Here is a 17,381-nt window from a genome sequence, read left to right as displayed (position 1 = left end):
CAAAAAGTCTTCTTCTTATCAGAAGGCTTTTTTTGTTACATAGAAATAAGGAGGAAACCAATGGGCCTATTACAAGACTTACAAAACCGCGTACTGATTGCTGACGGTGCAATGGGAACACTTTTATACTCTTACGGCATTGACCGCTGCTTTGAAGAATTAAATTTATCGAAAGAAGAGGAAGTAAAGCGCGTGCATGAGGCATATGTGCAGGCTGGTGCTGACATCATCCAAACAAATACGTACGGTGCGAATTATATTAAACTATCCCGCTACGGCTTAGAGGAAGAAACGAAGCGCATCAATACAAAGGCCGTACAAATCGCAAAAGCAGCCGCAGGCTCCGCTTATGTACTCGGAACGATCGGCGGCATTCGAACATTTAACAAAAATGCCTACTCTATTGAAGAAATTAAACGAAGCTTTAGAGAGCAGTTGTACATTCTACTAAATGAACAGCCTGACGGATTATTGCTAGAAACGTACTATGACATGGAAGAAGCGAAGGCCGTTCTCCAAATTGCACGCAAAGAAACGACTCTCCCGATTGTCATGAACGTCTCCATGCATGAACAAGGTGTTTTGCAGGATGGAACTCCGCTCAAGGATGGTTTATCTGAATTGTCCTCTCTTGGCGCAGATGTCGTCGGCATCAACTGCAGGCTGGGCCCTTATCATATGATTCAGGCACTCGAAGGCGTACCGATTTTAGAAAATTCCCATTTGTCAGTCTATCCTAACAGCAGTCTTCCCTCTCTTGAAGAAGGCAGACTCGTCTATGATACAGATAACGATTATTTTCGAAAAAGTGCACTTGAGTTTAGAAATCAAGGCGCACGGATTATCGGCGGCTGCTGCGGAACAACACCTCAGCATATTCACGCAATGGCTGAAGCGGTCAAGGATTTAGCGCCGATCACTGAAAAAGAAGTGAAAGTATTAAAAGAAGAAATCATTTCGATCCAAGATCAGCGCACTGAACCAGGTCTTGATGAGCTGGCTGCGGAAAAACGGACGATTATTGTAGAACTTGATCCGCCGAAGAAGCTGAACTTCGAAAAATTTCTTGTCGCTGCAAATGAATTAAAGAATGCAGGCATTGATGCCTTGACATTAGCTGATAATTCTCTTGCGACCCCGCGCATTAGCAATGTGGCTTGCGGCGCCTTATTGAAACAGCAGCTTGATATGCGTTCACTTGTCCATATTACGTGCCGTGATCGTAATTTGATTGGGCTTCAATCCCATTTGATGGGTCTCGACACCCTTGGTTTAACTGATATTTTAGCCATTACAGGCGATCCTTCTAAGATTGGAGATTTCCCAGGTGCAACGTCGGTTTATGATTTAACCTCCTTTGATTTGATCCGGCTGATCAAGCAGTTTAACGAAGGCCTTTCTTTCTCAGGGAAGCCGCTTGGCAAAAAGACCAATTTTTCAGTAGCTGGCGCGTTTAATCCGAATGTTCGTCACATTGATAAAGCGGTCAAACGTCTTGAGAAAAAAATCGAATACGGCGCTGATTATTTTATTTCACAGCCTGTTTATTCTGAGGAACAGCTTGTGAAAATTCATGAGGAGAGCCGTCATTTGGATAAACCGATTTATATTGGCATTATGCCGTTAACAAGCAGCCGAAATGCAGAGTTTATTCATCATGAAATTCCAGGCATTAAATTATCTGATTCCATTCGTGACATTATGGCCAAGGCTGGCGAGGATAAGGAAAAGCAGCGAGCAGAAGGCTTAGCGATTGCCCGCTCTTTATTAGATACAGCCTGTGAATTGTTTAATGGCATTTATTTAATTACCCCTTTCCTTCGATCAGATTTAACAGCAGAACTGACCACCTACATTCATCAGAAAGAAAAGGAGTCAAACATCCATGTCAACTATCACTGAACAGCTAAAGAAACGCATCCTCGTCCTTGATGGTGCAATGGGGACCATGATTCAAAATGCCAATCTCACAGCAGAAGACTTTGGCGGAGAAGAGTATGAGGGCTGTAACGAGTATTTGAATGTAACAGCCCCTCACATCATCTCTACGATTCATAGGGAATACCTTGAAGCAAGTGCCGATCTCATTGAAACAAATACATTCGGGGCTACAAAGCTCGTCCTTGATGAATACGGGCTTGGCCACCTTGCCTATGAACTCAATGTACGGGCTGCCCAGCTGGCAAAGGACGAAGCTGACCGTTACTCCACGCCGGAGCAGCCTCGATTTGTTGTAGGCGCAATGGGACCCACAACAAAAACATTATCTGTGACAGGCGGCTCAACCTTCGATGAACTCGTCGCAAACTACAAAGAGCAGGCCCGCGCCCTGATTGATGGCAAATGTGATGCCCTTCTTTTAGAAACAAGCCAAGACATGCTGAATGTAAAAGCTGGATTCAAAGGCATTCAGGAAGCCTTTCAGCAGGCAGGCATTCAATTACCACTCATGGTATCAGGTACAATTGAACCAATGGGCACTACCCTAGCTGGTCAAGACATTGAAGCCTTTTATATCTCTCTTGAGCATATGAAACCAATTAGTGTCGGCCTTAACTGTGCAACTGGTCCTGAATTTATGACAGACCATATCCGCACGCTCTCCTCCATCGCCAAGTCAGCGGTTAGCTGCTATCCAAATGCTGGTCTTCCAGATGAAGAAGGTCAATATCACGAATCCCCTGTTTCTCTTGCTAAAAAAATCGCCGCTTTTGCGAAGGAGGGCTGGTTAAATATTGTTGGCGGCTGCTGCGGAACAACACCTGCACATATTCAAGCTTTGTCAGATGAAGTACGCACGATTCAGCCGCGTCACATCGCGCATGAATCGTCTCAGCATACCGTATCAGGAATTGAGTCCCTTATGTATGAGGAATCAATGCGTCCTCTTTTTGTAGGAGAACGGACCAATGTTATTGGTTCACGCAAGTTCAAACGACTCATTGCGGAACAAAAATTTGAAGAAGCGTCAGAAATTGCTCGCGCACAGGTAAAAAACGGCGCTCACGTGATTGATGTGTGTCTCGCTGATCCAGACCGTGACGAGGCAGCTGACATGGAAGGCTTTTTACAAGAGGCCATGAAAATAGTCAAAGCCCCTTTTGTCATTGATTCAACAGATAAACACGTGATTGAAAAGGCGCTCACGTATTCCCAAGGGAAAGCCATCATCAATTCCATTAACCTTGAGGATGGCGAAGAACGGTTTGAAGAAATTCTCCCTCTTGTGAAGCTGTACGGCGGTGCACTTGTTGTCGGCACGATCGATGAAACAGGGATGGCCGTAACAGCAGAACGAAAGCTCGAGATTGCCGTACGCTCTCATGATCTATTAACGAAGAAATATGGAATTCCCGCAAGTGACATCATTTTTGATCCACTTGTCTTTCCAGTAGGCACTGGAGATGAGCAGTATATTGGGGCTGCCGAAGAAACGATCAAAGGCATCAAAATGATCAAGGAAAATCTGCCTGAGTGCCTGACGATTTTAGGCATCAGCAACGTGTCTTTCGGACTCCCGCCTCTTGGCAGAGAAATCTTGAATGCCGTCTACTTGTACCACTGCGTCCAAGCAGGACTTGACTACGCCATTGTGAATACGGAAAAGCTTGAACGCTTCGCTTCCATTCCAAAGGAAGAAATCAAGCTGGCTGAAACGCTGCTCTATGAAACAAATGATCAAACACTTGCTGAATTCACCCAATTTTACCGAGGCAAAAAGAAAACGGAGAAAAAACCAAAGGTCTCCTTATCACTTGATGAAAGACTGGCACTCTACGTCGTCGAAGGAACAAAAGAAGGACTTATCGATGATTTATCTCTTGCTCTAGAGCAATTTGAATCACCACTTCATATCATCAATGGTCCGTTAATGCAGGGAATGGCTGAGGTTGGACGTCTTTTTAATCAAAACGAGCTGATTGTGGCGGAAGTGCTTCAATCGGCAGAGGTCATGAAGGCATCTGTATCGTATCTCGAGCAATATATGGAAAAGCAGCATGCAAGCGGGAAAGGTAAGATTCTACTTGCAACTGTAAAAGGAGATGTCCATGATATCGGGAAAAACCTTGTCGACATCATTTTGAGCAATAATGGCTTTCAAGTGGTCGATCTCGGCATCAAGGTGACACCTCAAACATTGATCGAAGCTGTGCAAAAGGAAAAACCAGATATGATTGGATTATCAGGATTGCTTGTGAAATCAGCTCAGCAAATGGTACTCACCGCTCAGGATTTACAAAAAGCGAATATTTCCGTTCCCATTTTGGTCGGCGGAGCTGCACTTTCTCGGAAATTTACGAGAATGAAGATTTCGCCTCATTATGACGGACCGGTTCTTTATGCAAAAGATGCCATGGACGGCTTATCTTTAGCCAATGAGTTAAAAGCGAATCCTCTTCAGTTTCAAACAAAGTCCGGAGAAGAGCCAGCGGCACCTTTTAAAGAGAAAGAAGCAAAGCAGCCACAAGCTGTCATTGAATTACTAGAAAAACGTGCGGCACTCCCGCAGGCACCTATTCTTACACCAGAGAATACGGCACGTCATTATGTGCGGGACATCGATTTGCATCACATTATGCCTTATGTGAATGAACAAATGCTCATTGGTCACCACCTTGGATTAAAAGGAAAGGTCAAAACATTGTTAGCTAACCAGCATCCAAAAGCATTGGAATTAAAGCAGCTTGTCACAGACCTTCTAAACGAAGGCAGAGAGAAAAACTGGTTTGCGCCTGCATTTGTTTATCAATTTTTCCCTGCCAGTTCAAACGGAAATGATCTGCGTATTTATGATCCCGCAGCGCCTGACCGCATCCTTGAAACGTTCCAATTCCCAAGACAGGAGAAGCTTCCGTACCGCTCTATTTCTGATTATGTGCGGAAAAGCGGCGAAAACGAGAAGGATTATATTGCCTTATTTGCCGTCACAGCTGGTGCGCGTATACGTGAAGTTGCGCAGCAATTTAAGCAAGAAGGAGATTATTTAAAAATGCATGCGGTCCAAGCTCTGGCGCTTGAGCTTGCAGAAGGATTAGCCGAAAGAACCCACCAAGTGATTCGTGACAAATGGGGCTTCCCTGACCCAGTCGATTTCACAATGGAAAAACGATTTCAGGCAAAATATCAAGGGCAACGCTATTCCTTTGGTTATCCCGCTTGTCCAAATCTTGAAGACCAAGAAAAGCTGTTCAAGCTGCTTCAGCCTGAAAAAATTGGCATCCATCTGACAGAAGGGTTCATGATGGAACCTGAAGCATCTGTTTCAGCGATCGTCGTTTCTCATCCTGAAGCTCGATATTTTAATGTTCATTAATGCAGGACCTCCGGAATTGGAGGTTCTTTTTTGATTGAAAACACCAATTTTTACACTATGCTTCTTATGGTACGATACATATAAATGAATTCAGCTAAGAAGGAGTTGCGTGTCATGACAAACGTTGTTCAACGAGCATTAACAATTGATGACATACCAGATCTCATCGCATTGTCCCAAGAGGTAGAATGGCCTGATTACAATGCGGAAGAACTCACATCTCTTTTAACAAATGGATATTTTACAGGTTTTTCAACAATTGATGGACGAGTCATCTCATGTGCGGGACTTTTCCAATATGATCAAGCGGCGTCAATTGGGGCAGTCATTGTATCTGAGACACATCGCGGATTAGGTCTTGCACGGAAAATGATTGACACCCTGCTAGATCAAAGCCAAAGCATTCCTGTCGTTTTAACCGCTACTGTCCAAGGGCGGCCTGTTTACGAAAAAATCGGGTTTCACACGGCTGGTTACATTCATACTTACAAAGCGCAAAAACCGAACCCAGAGGCTCTTCGTGTGTCAGATGACATTCACCTGTCTCCTGCCGATGAAACGCACCTTCCGTCCATTGAAGCACTTGATGAAAAAGGCGCAGGTACAAATCGATCAAGCTTTTTAAAAAACCGGATGAACCGGGCAGCACGGCGTATCATTGCAAAGAATGAACATCACGAAACAACTGGCTTTGCATTTGGCGTTGAAACGCCTGTCAATTTAATGATTGGACCGCTTACAGCAAATGATGAACTTACAGCTCTCTCTATGATCCGTTCGCTCATCTCGTCTTATTCTGGTGCGATTCGTTTAGATATGCAGAAGGAAACAGCTGAGCGCCTCCATGAATCACTTGTTGAAGCAGGTTTTACGAAAACAAACAAAGCGCATTTTATGATGATTCGCGGAAAAGAAAAGCAGAATGATCCCGCACTTCTTTATTTCCTTGCCTCTCAAGCATTTTCGTAAAAAAATAAAAAGCTGTAGACAGTTGATGTCTACAGCTTTTCTATTACTTCTCACAGGCGGACGAAAGAACATGAGCGAGTGCATTTTTGACCTTCCCATGCTCTGACGCATGCGGGCGGTCATCTCCATCTCCGTACCCATAATCAATCATTCGATTACGATTTAAGCACAGCTTTGTCAGCTTCGGCTGGAATAAATCAAATAGTTCAAAACGGTCCTTCAGCTGCGGGAATTGTTTTTGATAATGCTGAATTTCTTCTGCAAGCAAGCGCCAAAGAGTCGTTTCATCTAACAATTGATGATTGTCTAACACGTTTGATACGTAACGCAGGTTGCAAATAAACAGTCCTGTAAAGATAAACTGCACTAACCCTTCCGGCGGCTCACTCCGCAGCACTTCTTTTAAATCTTCTCCTAGTGAAGCCAATTCAGGCAGCGGCTGATCACTAATATTCACATCATCAACGAAATCTTTGATCGCCAAACGATGCGGCTGATGATCTTTTAACACAAGAATCGTATTTTGCCCGTGCGGTGAAAAGACGGTGCCATATTGATACATAAAGTGCAGCAGCGGCGGCATCACCACATGGAAAAATTTCGCCATCCATTCCTTTGCTGAGAGACCAGATTTTTCAATCAGCTGTTTCACATATGGCTCACCTTCATGATCCTCATAAGTGAGTGCTGCAAGTGTAACAGGGCTCTCTCCTTCATCTAAATACGTGTAAATGCTTTCTCTAAAAATCACACCGAGCATCTCAAGATATTGATACGGCGCACCAGGCAGTTTGCTGTAGTAAGGATGATCGACATTGATACTTGCGTTCTCACCAGGTAAAATCACGCGGCAGACATCCGATAAAAATGAGTCTTGATCCGCAATCCCTTTAATATGCGCTGTAATACGAGGGGCAATGACTGTCCGTTCTGACGGAAGTCCCCGGTACACGAGTGTATTTAAAATACTCATTGGCAGTTTAATATGATGCTTGCCTTTATTTGAGATGTTTGTAAAGGTTCTGATGGACTGCTGCGGGATATATTGATCCAGTCCCTTCCCTACATACACAATCCGGCGCAAGGCCAAATCTTCCGGGAAATGCTGAATAATCATATGCGTCCACTGCCACTTATGAACAGGCATCAAATAATAATCAGCTGCATTCAACCCTTCATCCTTTAACACGCGGTGAAATTGACGGATCGTGACTTCATCTAATTCTTTGGCGATCACCTGCTCATAATTTTCATGATCGACCGCATGGAATGTCGCAAGGTCCCTGTGAACAGCAATCCAAGACAGCTGCACACTTTCTTGCCTTTCAGGTGCATAGGCTAGGTAGTCATCGTAACTGAACCCAATGCGTCCTTTGTTGTACACAATCCAAGGATGGCCTGTCATTTCTCCTTCAATCCACGCGTAATCTGTATCTGTCAGTTCATCCGCACGAAGTGCTTTTTTCGACAGCAAATGTACATCTGCTAACAGGGTATGATGAAGCTCTTTGATAAGATGGCCTGTTGTATCAGAAGACATTGGAATGAGCGGCTGAATGTCTAGTAAAAACACAATCGCACTGACATCCTTTGACCATTTTCCGTCTTGACAGCACTCGATTGATTCAGCGATTGTATCAAAACTATCAAACAAACGAGGTTTTGCGAGATAGCGATATTTCTTATGTTCGTGAATGATTAATTCATACTGAGCGATGCCATCCTTACGATCTAGCTGCACGGGATGAAGCATGTCCTCATACATGTATTCAGACAGCATTTTTGCCACCATTCGCTGATTTGCCTTTTTCCAAGCAGCAGGATTCACCGCTTTTTTCAATTCATCTTGTACACTCATCGCTTCATCCTCCTTAACCTTTGATTTCTTCAAATGTGTTGACGTTCTTGTGTGTACCAAATGTCTGGAAGACGTGCTTTTGATAAAGTGGATACACGGTTTGACGAGCAAGTTCATTGATAATTACACTGTTTCGGTAAGCGCCAAGCCCTAAATCCGGAGCGCCAACCCCATGTGTATGAAGCTCAGCATTTTGCACAAAAATATCATTTTCACCCATTGTATTTGTTTTTAAACGATATTCACGTTCGACCTGGAATCGTCCTTGATCGTCCCATTGAATATGATGAGAAATTGGGTTGATAAACGGCGGCAGTACCGATTGATAGCCAGTCGCCAGTACGACGATATCTGTCTCATGGGTAAAGGTGTCCTCTTTGACCCATTGCGTGCATGAAAGGGACAAGCCGCCCGCTGTTTCCTCAATCAAGTTGACCTCTGTCATCGCTTGAAGCACTGTGTTCAACTGCTCTCCGCAGGCAGAACGTTCATAAAGCAAATGGTAAATATCACGGATCATTGCAGAGCTAATGCCTTTATACAGCAAGTCTTGCTGCTTTAACAAAGCATCCTTTTTTGTTTGGGGAAGCTCATAAAAGAAATCAATATAATCTGGAGAGAAATATTCAAGACCAAGGTTTGAATATTCCATTGGGAAAAATCCTTTAGAGCGTGTGAACCAGTGAATATCCTTTGCCTCATCATCTGATAAAATATCATAAAACACTTCTGCCGCACTTTGGCCAGAGCCGATAACTGTCACAGATTTCCCTTTAAAACAGCCTTCTTTCTTTCGTTTTAAATAGTCAGCAGAGTGAAAAACTTTCTCTCCTAAAGCTGGCTGGAGCGATGCTGGTATCGCCGGCTGTGTACCAATTCCTAAGACGAGATGCTTACTTTCAAATACCTCTACGGTTTGATCATTCACATGACGGACATGCACTTCATATCGCTTTTCTCCTGCTTTCTCAATCAATGAGACAGATTCGACGTTCATGCCAAATCGGCAAGAGTCTAACTGATCTGCGACCCAGCGGCAATAATGACTATATTCCTTGCGCGGGATATGAAAATCCTCTAGAAAGTAAAATGAATACAAACGGTTTTGCTCCTGCAAATAGTTAAGAAAGCTATATTTGCTTTTCACATCTGCCATGCTGACAAGGTCCGCTAAAAAGGGGACTTGCAGTGTCGTCCCTTCAATGAGCATACCTGGGTGCCAATGAAAGGCTTCACTTCTTTCAAAAAACAAAGCGTCGATTTCATTTACCTCTTCAGATAATGCGGCAAGTCCCAGGTTAAACGGACCAATGCCGATTCCAATTACATCCACTACATTATTTTGCTTGTTGAACCGCGTCATGGTTATACTTCCTTTCGAATCGTTCTCGATCACAAAACATCAAAAGACCTGTTTTATCGGGTAAATTGACTGGTTTTACACGTTCAAATCCGCATTTTTCAAATACATGGATCATTTTTTCATTGCGAATATCCGGCTCAGCGACGATTTTTTCTGTTCGTTTGTTCTGCTCAAATTGAAAGGCTGTCATTGCCTGAAGCAGCGGGGCCGCAAATCCTTTTCCCACATAATCCGGCTCCCCTATTAATAGATGGATTCCTTGATCATGCGGAGAAGGCTGATAGTAGGATTCAATGACGTCACCTTTGACGTTGTATGCCTCAAAATAACTCATTGGCGTCCCATCAATTGTTCCTAAATAAAGGGTTTGATGTGGATCATGAATCGCCTGATAAAAATGCTTTTCAAAAGCAGGAAACGGAATATTCAAATGCCAAAATGGGTGAACATACTCTTCTTGCATCCACTTGTGGACAAGCCGGACATCCCTTTCATATTCAGCGCGAATAAACCTAATACGATGCCTCATCCAATCAGCGCCTCCTTATGTAAAAAGAGCGGATTCAAGACAGCTGTGTAACGAGACTGTGTTTCCAGAGATCCAGTCAGCTCATCCATATCTTCAAACCGTGTCAGCAAATTCGCTTTTGAAGGCAGTTCCTTTGAGCGGAGAAGGCTGTTTGTCAGTTCAGATGCCCCGTATGTTTCCTCATGAGCGAGCAATGTGTCTCTCACGAGTGCCAGCAAGTCTTCTTCCTTTGCCAGTCCTTCTGTGCCAAAGCCGTTAATGAGACCAAATAAATGATTAAAGAAGAAATAATAACGCAGTCTCTCAACGGCTACATCATCTGCACAAATGGTTTCACTTCTCACGCTCAAGTTTTGGACAAGGTTTGCGAGTTTATCCTTTTTCGATTCACTATAATAGTAGCCTTGGTTGTCACGATAATAGAAGGTGTCCGGGTAACCAGCCTTCATTTGCACAACAGCATTTTGCTGATGGGCTTCCAGTGCAAGACCATATGTTTCAAACAGCCAGAGCATCGGTTCTAACGAAATGGTTAAATATTGTTTAAACCAATCTTGGCTCACAGCATCTGTTGATCGGCCTTCTGCGTCTGCAAGGTCATGAATGATCCCTGCTAATCGCGATTTTCCACCATACGCATGATCCTGACATAATCCAGCAATTAAGCTTGCCCCTTTTTCACGATGCAAAAATGGATTTTGACGAATGACTACTTCAAAGCCAGATTCCGCCTCTTCTCCTTGAATGGATAAATAGGCAGGATCTTCAATGACCCGGAATCCAGAGAATTTATCGTATAAAGAAATGCCTAATTCTGTTTTTAAAATGCGAGACATCTCAACTCCGCGATCCAGTTCCTTTTGTTTATTGACACGTAAGGAGTTTGTAATTTTCACAGGAACAGAGAATTTGAGCATGTAAGCAGAATCTTTTTGATAGACAGTTCTAAAGGATGAGGTCGCTGTGTATTCAGACCCCAGCGGTCCTAAATAAGTCAGTTTCCCTTCCTCTATATAACGCTGGACGAACGCTTTCTCCATGACCACTTTGACTTGCAGCGGGTGAATCGGAATGAGCACATATTCTCCGTTTTCTGTTAACGTATTCAGTCTCTCTGTTTCTTCTGGTACCTGGCGCAAGAGCTCTTCTAACATGAGGCTTGCCGCAGACTGTGCAATAGACGAATCCTGAAGCACAATCGAATGGTGCGCTTTAAAGTAATGAAGCTGGAAAGCCCCTTTCAGCTCAGGAGAATAGACCGCTTCTTCCTCCTCCGTCATCCCTTGTCTGCTTTTTGGAGTGGGATGCGTTAAATGTCCAAGAAGAAGTGACTGCTCAGCCTCGATATACTCAAAATCGGCTTCAGAAAGAGCTGCTCGATCACTTTCTCGCTCCTTTAAGAATCGTTCAATATTTCGGCAGCTTAAAATGATGCGAAGCATGAATTCATCCTCTGCATCTGTGCGGCCATATTCAATGAGAAGCTCCTTTGAACATAGAGCAACAAGTGTCGTGTAATCGGCGATTGCGCCCTCTTGTTCACTGCCTTGCGGACGGAAGCGAATCGGAAAATCAAAGAGATGGCGGCCAACAGATGAAACATATCGGATCGGAATCACAAGCTCTAGATCTTGCTTTGCTAGTTTTGCGATGAATACAAGCGAGCCATCTGCTCTCGTCTCTTTTTTTGCAGATCGATCGATTCCTGTTTCACGTAAAAAACAGTTTAAAAAGCTTTGCATAGTTGCATTTTCAGCCATTTGTTTATATTGACTCAACGTAGTACCCTCCCGGATTGAATATGAGCGATCCCGATATCAACGATGTCAGAAAGGATTTCCTCAATATGTGTGATTGTCGTTCTCGGATTTAACAAAGTGAATTTTAAGCATGTTCGGCCATCAACCACTGTTTTCGCAATGACAGCAGTTCCCGTTTTGAACAATGTCCGATGAATGATTTTATTGATGTCATCTGTTCGGTGCTCATCCTTAAATCGGAACACAATCGCATTGATTTCTGGCTCAGGATTGATTACTTCAAGGTGATCATTTCTCTCAATAAGCGCGGCCACATCCTTCGCAAAATGAATGGTATGGTCAATGATGTCACCAAATCCTTCTTCTCCAATTAGACGAAGAGAGAGAAGTAACTTCAGAGCATCAAACCGGCGCGTCGTTTGGATAGATTTATTGACGAGATGTAGAATACCATCTAGTTCATCTTCCTTTGGATTAAGATAATCTGCATGATAATCGATCAAACCAAAATGTCTTTTATCCTTCAGCAAAAATGCCCCGCAGGAAATCGGCTGATAAAATTGCTTATGAAAGTCGATCGTGATTGAATCAGCAAGCTCCATACCGGCTAATTTACTTCGGTAGGTTTTGCTTAATACAAGTGCTCCGCCGTAGGCAGCATCTGCGTGAATCCACAGACCGTCTGGTTTGACAATGTCATACACATCTCGAACCGGGTCAATACTTCCAAAATCAGTTGTCCCGCAAGTCGCTACTACCGCAAAAGGAAGCAGGTTCTGATCCTTTAATTCAACCATCTTCTTCTTCAAATCATTGAGGTCCATTCGATGATGCTCATCCGTCTCGACCAGTACAACAGCCTGCTCCCCTAAACCGAGCTGGGATGCAGATTTTTTCACCGTAAAATGAGCATTTTTAGAGCAAAGAATTCTCATGCGGTGAGCTTCACTTGGTAAGCCTTTCTGCTGAACATTCCACTGCCATGTGTTTTCACAAAAGGCATCTCTCGCCAGAAGCAGCCCCATATAGTTAGATTGGGTTCCACCGCTTGTAAATGTCCCATCTGCTAAGCCGCCATAAGAAAACTTTGCACATAGCCACTTGAGGATTTTCTCCTCAACCAAAGAAGCAATACCGCTTTGATCAAAGGAATCCATTGATTGGTTAAAGGAACTCACCATCACCTCTGCGGCAAGTGCAGGAATGAGCGGAGGACAATGCAGATGTGCCAAGCATTTAGGATGCGATACATCAATCAAATGCGGCAAAAGATGTTCTTTTATATCTTGAAAGACAGATTCAATGGATTCTCCAGACGGTTGAAATCGGAATAACGATTCGACACTAGCCGCTAATTTCCCAGGCAATATTCCGCTGTATGGTCCTGTGTCTTTTTGCCACTGCTCCAGTAAGCTGTCGATAGATGTATGAAGAGCCGCTTGGAAGGACTCTCTTCCAAGCTGGCTTTGACTCATAAATAATGAATCCACAGAAGCTTTAGTTGATTGCATCGTACACGGCCTCTTTAAAAATAGCGATGACTTTTTCAAGCTGTTCTTCTGTCATAATGAGTGGCGGCAGGAATCGAATCACACTTCCGAAACGGCCTCCTGTCTCCACAATTAAGCCTTTATCGAAGCAATTCTTTTGAATAAGACTGGCCAGCTCTGGATTCGCTGGATAGCTTCCGTCCACATCCTGTTTCTCATTTGGATTGACTACTTCAACGCCAATCATTAAACCTCTTCCTCGAACATCACCGAGAGCAGGTACTTGTTTTTGGATGTCTTTTAGGTGAGCCTGCATACGATTTCCTAACTGTTCTACATGATCAAGCAGGTTGGTTTCTTTTATAAATTTAAGCGTAGCGGTTCCTGCAGCCATCGCCATTTGATTCCCTCTAAATGTCCCGATGTGTGCACCTGGATTCCATTGATCTAAATCTTTATCATAAATCACAACTGAAAGCGGCAGGCTTCCACCAATGGCTTTTGACAGCACAATGACGTCAGGTACAATTCCTGCATGTTCAAAGGCAAACATCTTACCTGTTCGGCCGATGCCTGATTGAACCTCATCAATAATGAGCGGAATCCCTTTTTCTTTTGTGATTCTTCTCATTTCCTTCATCCATTCAATAGATGCTGGAATGGAGCCTCCCTCGCCCTGCACTGCTTCAAAGATCATACCTGCTGGCGGAAGAATACCACTTTCAGGATCATTTAATACGCGCTCAATATACGAACTTGAAATGCGGTGCGAATCCTTCCCTCCAATTCCAAATGGGCAGCGATATTCATATGGGTAAGGCATAAAATGAACATCAGGTATTAACCCTTGCACTCTTTCCTTTGGAGATAAATTCCCGCTTAATGACATCGTGCCATGTGTCGCACCGTGATACGCACCGTGGAATGAAAGAATGGAACGATTACCTGTCGCTGTCTTGACTAATTTAATAGCTGCTTCTATGGCGTCACCACCAGTTGGCCCACAAAATTGAATTTTGGCTCTTTTTGCAAACTCTTCTGGCAAGTGAGAAAAAATTTCATTCACAAATTCTTCTTTAATTTCTGAGGTTATGTCCAGCGTATGCAACGGTCTTTTTTCATGAAGCATACGTTCAATAGCTTCTATAACAACTGGATGATTGTGACCAAGTGCAAGTGTTCCTGCGCCTGCCAGGCAGTCATAAAACTCTCTGCCATCCGCATCTGTCACGATCATACCCTCGGCTTTTTGCATGGCTAATGGGAACCGTCTCGGGTAAGACCTTGCATTAGATTCTCTTTGACTTTGCTGCTCTAAAAATTGCTGATTTTTAGAAACGGTTTTGATGGACATAATAAAACACTCCTCCAATTGATAAAGATTATCATTTTCATTTACTAGCCTAGAGGATGTGAGATATGAAAGTCAATTGTATTCAAAAAGATGATTCGAAAAGCATATGAATGCTATATTCTCTTTTTAGCGAGTATTTTCGTGTAATTTTTACAAACCTCTACTGCCATAAGGAGATCAAACGGATGAGACGGAATGATGTAGAAAAAAATTACAAATCATTCTTCCTGGTTCTTTTGTTCTACTCATGACGAAGCTCTTATTTTATACAGGAAACTGGATGAAAGTGATGTAGAAAAAGAAAGAAATAAACGCCTTTCTATATTGATATAAATGGTTATAATGGTATAATTTCTCTGAAACAAAAGGGAATGGAGAGGGATCTGATGATTTTAACGAAGCACGATCTTCACCACTACTTGGCACAGGATAAGAAAGCATTAGCCATTAAGCGCAAAAGACCTAAGTGGTTTGGGGATGATATATGGAAATATCAAAGGATTTTACGAAAATATGAATACTATTCTAATAGCGGCGCTACACTTCGCAAATGGTTTTATCGCTATTTACATAAAAAGAAAGGCATGCAGCTTGGCTTTGATATTCCGATTGGTGTCTTCGGCCCTGGCCTTAGAATCAATCATACGGGTCTCTTAATTGTGAACAAGCATGCAAAAATTGGGGCATTTTGTGATATTCATCAAGGGGTGAATATTGGTCAGAACCATCATGAAAAGGATGTGCCAACCATTGGGGATCATGTATGGATTGGCCCTGGTGCTAAGCTGTTTGGGGACATCTATATTGCAAATCATATTTCAATCGGAGCAAATGCTGTGGTAAACCGTTCTTTTCACGAGGAGAAGATTGTTATTGCAGGTGTGCCTGCGCAAAAGGTAAAAGAAAAAAGCCCTTCTTCATGAAGGACTCACCTGATAAAAAAGAATGATACCGATCAAAACAGAGATGAGCAGCATGAGATAAAACAAGATCGTTAAAATGAGAATTGTCCAGCCAAGTCCCTTCCTCTCTGTCTTGATCAAATAAATACCGAGAACGATGGTACTAAATAGGACACCTAAAATGGCCCACAGCCATTTGTCTTTATCATGCTTTGGCGCATCAAACCATAAATAAATGGCAACAGCAAGTGAAACGAATAACCCCGTAATTCTCACGTTCAAACTCCTCCTTATGTAAATTACATGTTCTCTATTATGCTTTTTAGCCCCCCTTCTTCTTCAGTTTATTCAAACATTCGATCCTTTTGTCCTAAAATGATTCATCATTGTTAAGTAGCATGTCGCGGGAGGCTTTTCCATTCCTCTCTCAGCATCCCATAGCGCATCGAATCATAATATTCTCCTTGATAGTAACGAACCTTTCTCAGTCTCCCCTCAAGGACAAATCCGCATTTCTCTGCGCACCGCATCATCCGTGCATTTCCCGACCATGTGGTAAGACCAATTCGAGGGATATCAATATGGGCAAATAACTCATCAGTCCATAGACTTAACGCCTTTGTCCCAACGCCACCGCTCCAAAAGCGCGAGTCATAAATGAGAATGCCGCATTCAAGCCACCGTGTACGTTCATTCTCCCAATAATATGACACGGTGCCTTTGATTTCGCCGTCTATTTCAATGCCATATAGCTTTGGCGGAATGGATGTATCCTGTAAGTATCGTTTTTTAAATGCAGCAAGCGGGATTTCGTGTTCATAAAAATATGGGGCATTCCACTTTCGATAGGACTGATCTGGTGCTTTGAATTTTAAATGCCATACCATCTCTAAATCGGCTTCGTTTAATGCTTGTATGCTCACATGCTCTTCCTTTTCCCTTTTCATCTGTTCACGTTCCTTTACTTTGTCGTTCTTTTTGCTAGATGACGGTACTCGATAGGCGTCATACCTTCGTTTTGCCGAAACAGTTTAGAAAAATAAGTAGGGTCGTCAATGCCTACGTGATCAGCAATAGCTGCGATTTTATCATTCGTTGAGGCAAGCATGCTTTTGGCTTTTTCGACCTTGAGACGATTGATGTATTGGTTTGGCGTCAGTCCATATACAGTCTGCATGCACCTTGTCATGTAATCAGGATGATAATGCAGCTTCTCTGCAAGCTCCTCCATTTGCAGTTTCTTCATAAAGTGACGCTCAAGATAATGAACCACTTCTGAGGCGACATTCTCCTTTGCACTTGGAATATGAAATGCTTCTTTTTGTAAATGAATGAGCATTTCCTCAAACTGAAGCTGTTTTTTCAGCGGCAGTTCAGACGCGTCATCATTTAGTGCCCGCATTGCTGAAAGATGTTTTTCGAACACATTTCTTCCTTTCACTTTTCCTATACGAGGCAGGCTAAATTCATATGTTGCCGGCTTTTCAAAGGTGGCTTGATTTTGTTTCATATCAAACCAGTGTTCTCTCAGCCGACTCGTCAACTCAAATGGATCAATTGAAAAATGCAGCCACTCATAGTGAGTTTCTTCTTCGCATGGCAGGTGTCCCCCATGAGACAAGCCAGGTGAGAGAATGATATATTCTCCTTCTTTTACGTGATGAGCCTCTCTGTCTTCTGTGATCCATAGTTCCCCCTTTGTGACATAAAGAAGATCAAACACAGTGAAGGTTCTAGAGATATGTCTTTCTCCTTGATGAAATACACCTTTGCCTGAAGCAATATAAACCGGGAACGGCGGTACAGTAAATGTAATAAATCGATTCATATTCATCCCCTTAT

At 43.1% G+C, this 17,381-nt stretch carries 13 protein-coding genes; 4 read left to right on the top strand and 9 right to left on the bottom strand.

What is annotated here, in order from left to right; genetic code table 11:
• The first annotated feature begins 60 nt into the window (after positions 1 to 60).
• From C6348_RS01100 to C6348_RS01090, 3 genes are all read left to right on the top strand, one after another.
• Positions 61 to 1,902 carry a bifunctional homocysteine S-methyltransferase/methylenetetrahydrofolate reductase gene (locus tag C6348_RS01100; protein ID WP_060595978.1) on the top strand — a complete coding sequence of 614 codons (1,842 nt, stop codon included), beginning with the start codon at positions 61 to 63 and terminating at the stop codon, positions 1,900 to 1,902.
• Positions 1,886 to 5,314, top strand: coding sequence for a methionine synthase (gene metH / locus C6348_RS01095; protein WP_106041545.1), 3,429 nt, complete (start codon positions 1,886 to 1,888; stop codon positions 5,312 to 5,314). The genes C6348_RS01100 and metH overlap by 17 nt, the downstream gene beginning before the upstream one ends.
• 114 nt (positions 5,315 to 5,428) lie before the next feature.
• The gene (locus C6348_RS01090; RefSeq protein WP_106041543.1) at positions 5,429 to 6,283 is read left to right on the top strand and encodes a GNAT family N-acetyltransferase; all 855 of its coding nucleotides are present in this window, start codon (positions 5,429 to 5,431) and stop codon (positions 6,281 to 6,283) included.
• A gap of 43 nt (positions 6,284 to 6,326) precedes the next feature.
• On the opposite strand, the gene C6348_RS01085 is transcribed toward C6348_RS01090, so the two are convergent.
• From C6348_RS01085 to C6348_RS01060, 6 genes are read right to left on the bottom strand one after another with little or no spacing between them, the layout of a single operon-like run.
• Positions 6,327 to 8,141, bottom strand: coding sequence for an IucA/IucC family protein (locus tag C6348_RS01085; RefSeq protein WP_106041541.1), 1,815 nt, complete (start codon positions 8,139 to 8,141; stop codon positions 6,327 to 6,329).
• A 13-nt stretch (positions 8,142 to 8,154) separates the two neighbouring features.
• Positions 8,155 to 9,504: a lysine N(6)-hydroxylase/L-ornithine N(5)-oxygenase family protein gene (locus C6348_RS01080; protein ID WP_106041539.1), complete on the bottom strand. Its 1,350-nt coding sequence runs from the start codon at positions 9,502 to 9,504 to the stop codon at positions 8,155 to 8,157.
• On the bottom strand, positions 9,479 to 10,033 hold the full coding sequence (locus C6348_RS01075) for a GNAT family N-acetyltransferase (RefSeq protein ID WP_060595973.1): 555 nt from the start codon (positions 10,031 to 10,033) through the stop codon (positions 9,479 to 9,481). The genes C6348_RS01080 and C6348_RS01075 overlap by 26 nt, the downstream gene beginning before the upstream one ends.
• The gene (locus tag C6348_RS01070; RefSeq protein WP_106031487.1) at positions 10,030 to 11,811 is read right to left on the bottom strand and encodes an IucA/IucC family protein; all 1,782 of its coding nucleotides are present in this window, start codon (positions 11,809 to 11,811) and stop codon (positions 10,030 to 10,032) included. The genes C6348_RS01075 and C6348_RS01070 overlap by 4 nt, the downstream gene beginning before the upstream one ends.
• Positions 11,808 to 13,304, bottom strand: coding sequence for a pyridoxal phosphate-dependent decarboxylase family protein (locus C6348_RS01065; RefSeq protein ID WP_106041537.1), 1,497 nt, complete (start codon positions 13,302 to 13,304; stop codon positions 11,808 to 11,810). Before C6348_RS01065 ends, C6348_RS01070 begins: the two co-directional genes overlap by 4 nt.
• Positions 13,291 to 14,637 carry an aspartate aminotransferase family protein gene (locus C6348_RS01060; RefSeq protein ID WP_034663402.1) on the bottom strand — a complete coding sequence of 449 codons (1,347 nt, stop codon included), beginning with the start codon at positions 14,635 to 14,637 and terminating at the stop codon, positions 13,291 to 13,293. Before C6348_RS01060 ends, C6348_RS01065 begins: the two co-directional genes overlap by 14 nt.
• Positions 14,638 to 15,023: 386 nt before the next feature.
• Here C6348_RS01060 and C6348_RS01055 point away from each other — a divergent pair, with 386 nt between their 5' ends.
• Complete coding sequence (locus tag C6348_RS01055; RefSeq protein WP_034663405.1) at positions 15,024 to 15,560, top strand: serine O-acetyltransferase; 537 nt, start codon at positions 15,024 to 15,026, stop codon at positions 15,558 to 15,560.
• On the opposite strand, the gene C6348_RS01050 is transcribed toward C6348_RS01055, so the two are convergent.
• The 3 genes from C6348_RS01050 to C6348_RS01040 all read right to left on the bottom strand — a co-directional run bounded on the left by C6348_RS01050 (position 15,555) and on the right by C6348_RS01040 (position 17,367).
• Positions 15,555 to 15,815: a hypothetical protein gene (locus tag C6348_RS01050; protein WP_081311424.1), complete on the bottom strand. Its 261-nt coding sequence runs from the start codon at positions 15,813 to 15,815 to the stop codon at positions 15,555 to 15,557. The two genes, C6348_RS01055 and C6348_RS01050, sit on opposite strands and share 6 nt — an antisense overlap.
• A 113-nt stretch (positions 15,816 to 15,928) precedes the next feature.
• The gene (locus C6348_RS01045; RefSeq protein ID WP_106041535.1) at positions 15,929 to 16,486 is read right to left on the bottom strand and encodes a GNAT family N-acetyltransferase; all 558 of its coding nucleotides are present in this window, start codon (positions 16,484 to 16,486) and stop codon (positions 15,929 to 15,931) included.
• A 14-nt stretch (positions 16,487 to 16,500) separates the two neighbouring features.
• Positions 16,501 to 17,367 carry an AraC family transcriptional regulator gene (locus tag C6348_RS01040; protein WP_106041533.1) on the bottom strand — a complete coding sequence of 289 codons (867 nt, stop codon included), beginning with the start codon at positions 17,365 to 17,367 and terminating at the stop codon, positions 16,501 to 16,503.
• Positions 17,368 to 17,381: the final 14 nt, after the last annotated feature.

Origin of the sequence: Bacillus sp. YBWC18 (genome assembly GCF_002998775.1) — a bacterium.
Lineage (GTDB): Bacteria > Bacillota > Bacilli > Bacillales > Bacillaceae > Bacillus.
This window is presented reverse-complemented; position numbering and strand designations above follow the sequence as displayed.

Excerpts from the sequence above, each read along its gene's own strand:
- C6348_RS01100 (WP_060595978.1), top strand. The coding sequence starts at position 61 with ATGGGCCTATTACAAGACTTACAAAACCGCGTACTGATTGCTGACGGT.
- metH (WP_106041545.1), top strand. The coding sequence starts at position 1,886 with ATGTCAACTATCACTGAACAGCTAAAGAAACGCATCCTCGTCCTTGAT.
- C6348_RS01090 (WP_106041543.1), top strand. The coding sequence starts at position 5,429 with ATGACAAACGTTGTTCAACGAGCATTAACAATTGATGACATACCAGAT.
- C6348_RS01085 (WP_106041541.1), bottom strand. The coding sequence starts at position 8,141 with ATGAGTGTACAAGATGAATTGAAAAAAGCGGTGAATCCTGCTGCTTGG.
- C6348_RS01080 (WP_106041539.1), bottom strand. The coding sequence starts at position 9,504 with ATGACGCGGTTCAACAAGCAAAATAATGTAGTGGATGTAATTGGAATC.
- C6348_RS01075 (WP_060595973.1), bottom strand. The coding sequence starts at position 10,033 with ATGAGGCATCGTATTAGGTTTATTCGCGCTGAATATGAAAGGGATGTC.
- C6348_RS01065 (WP_106041537.1), bottom strand. The coding sequence starts at position 13,304 with ATGCAATCAACTAAAGCTTCTGTGGATTCATTATTTATGAGTCAAAGC.
- C6348_RS01060 (WP_034663402.1), bottom strand. The coding sequence starts at position 14,637 with ATGTCCATCAAAACCGTTTCTAAAAATCAGCAATTTTTAGAGCAGCAA.
- C6348_RS01055 (WP_034663405.1), top strand. The coding sequence starts at position 15,024 with ATGATTTTAACGAAGCACGATCTTCACCACTACTTGGCACAGGATAAG.
- C6348_RS01045 (WP_106041535.1), bottom strand. The coding sequence starts at position 16,486 with ATGAAAAGGGAAAAGGAAGAGCATGTGAGCATACAAGCATTAAACGAA.
- C6348_RS01040 (WP_106041533.1), bottom strand. The coding sequence starts at position 17,367 with ATGAATCGATTTATTACATTTACTGTACCGCCGTTCCCGGTTTATATT.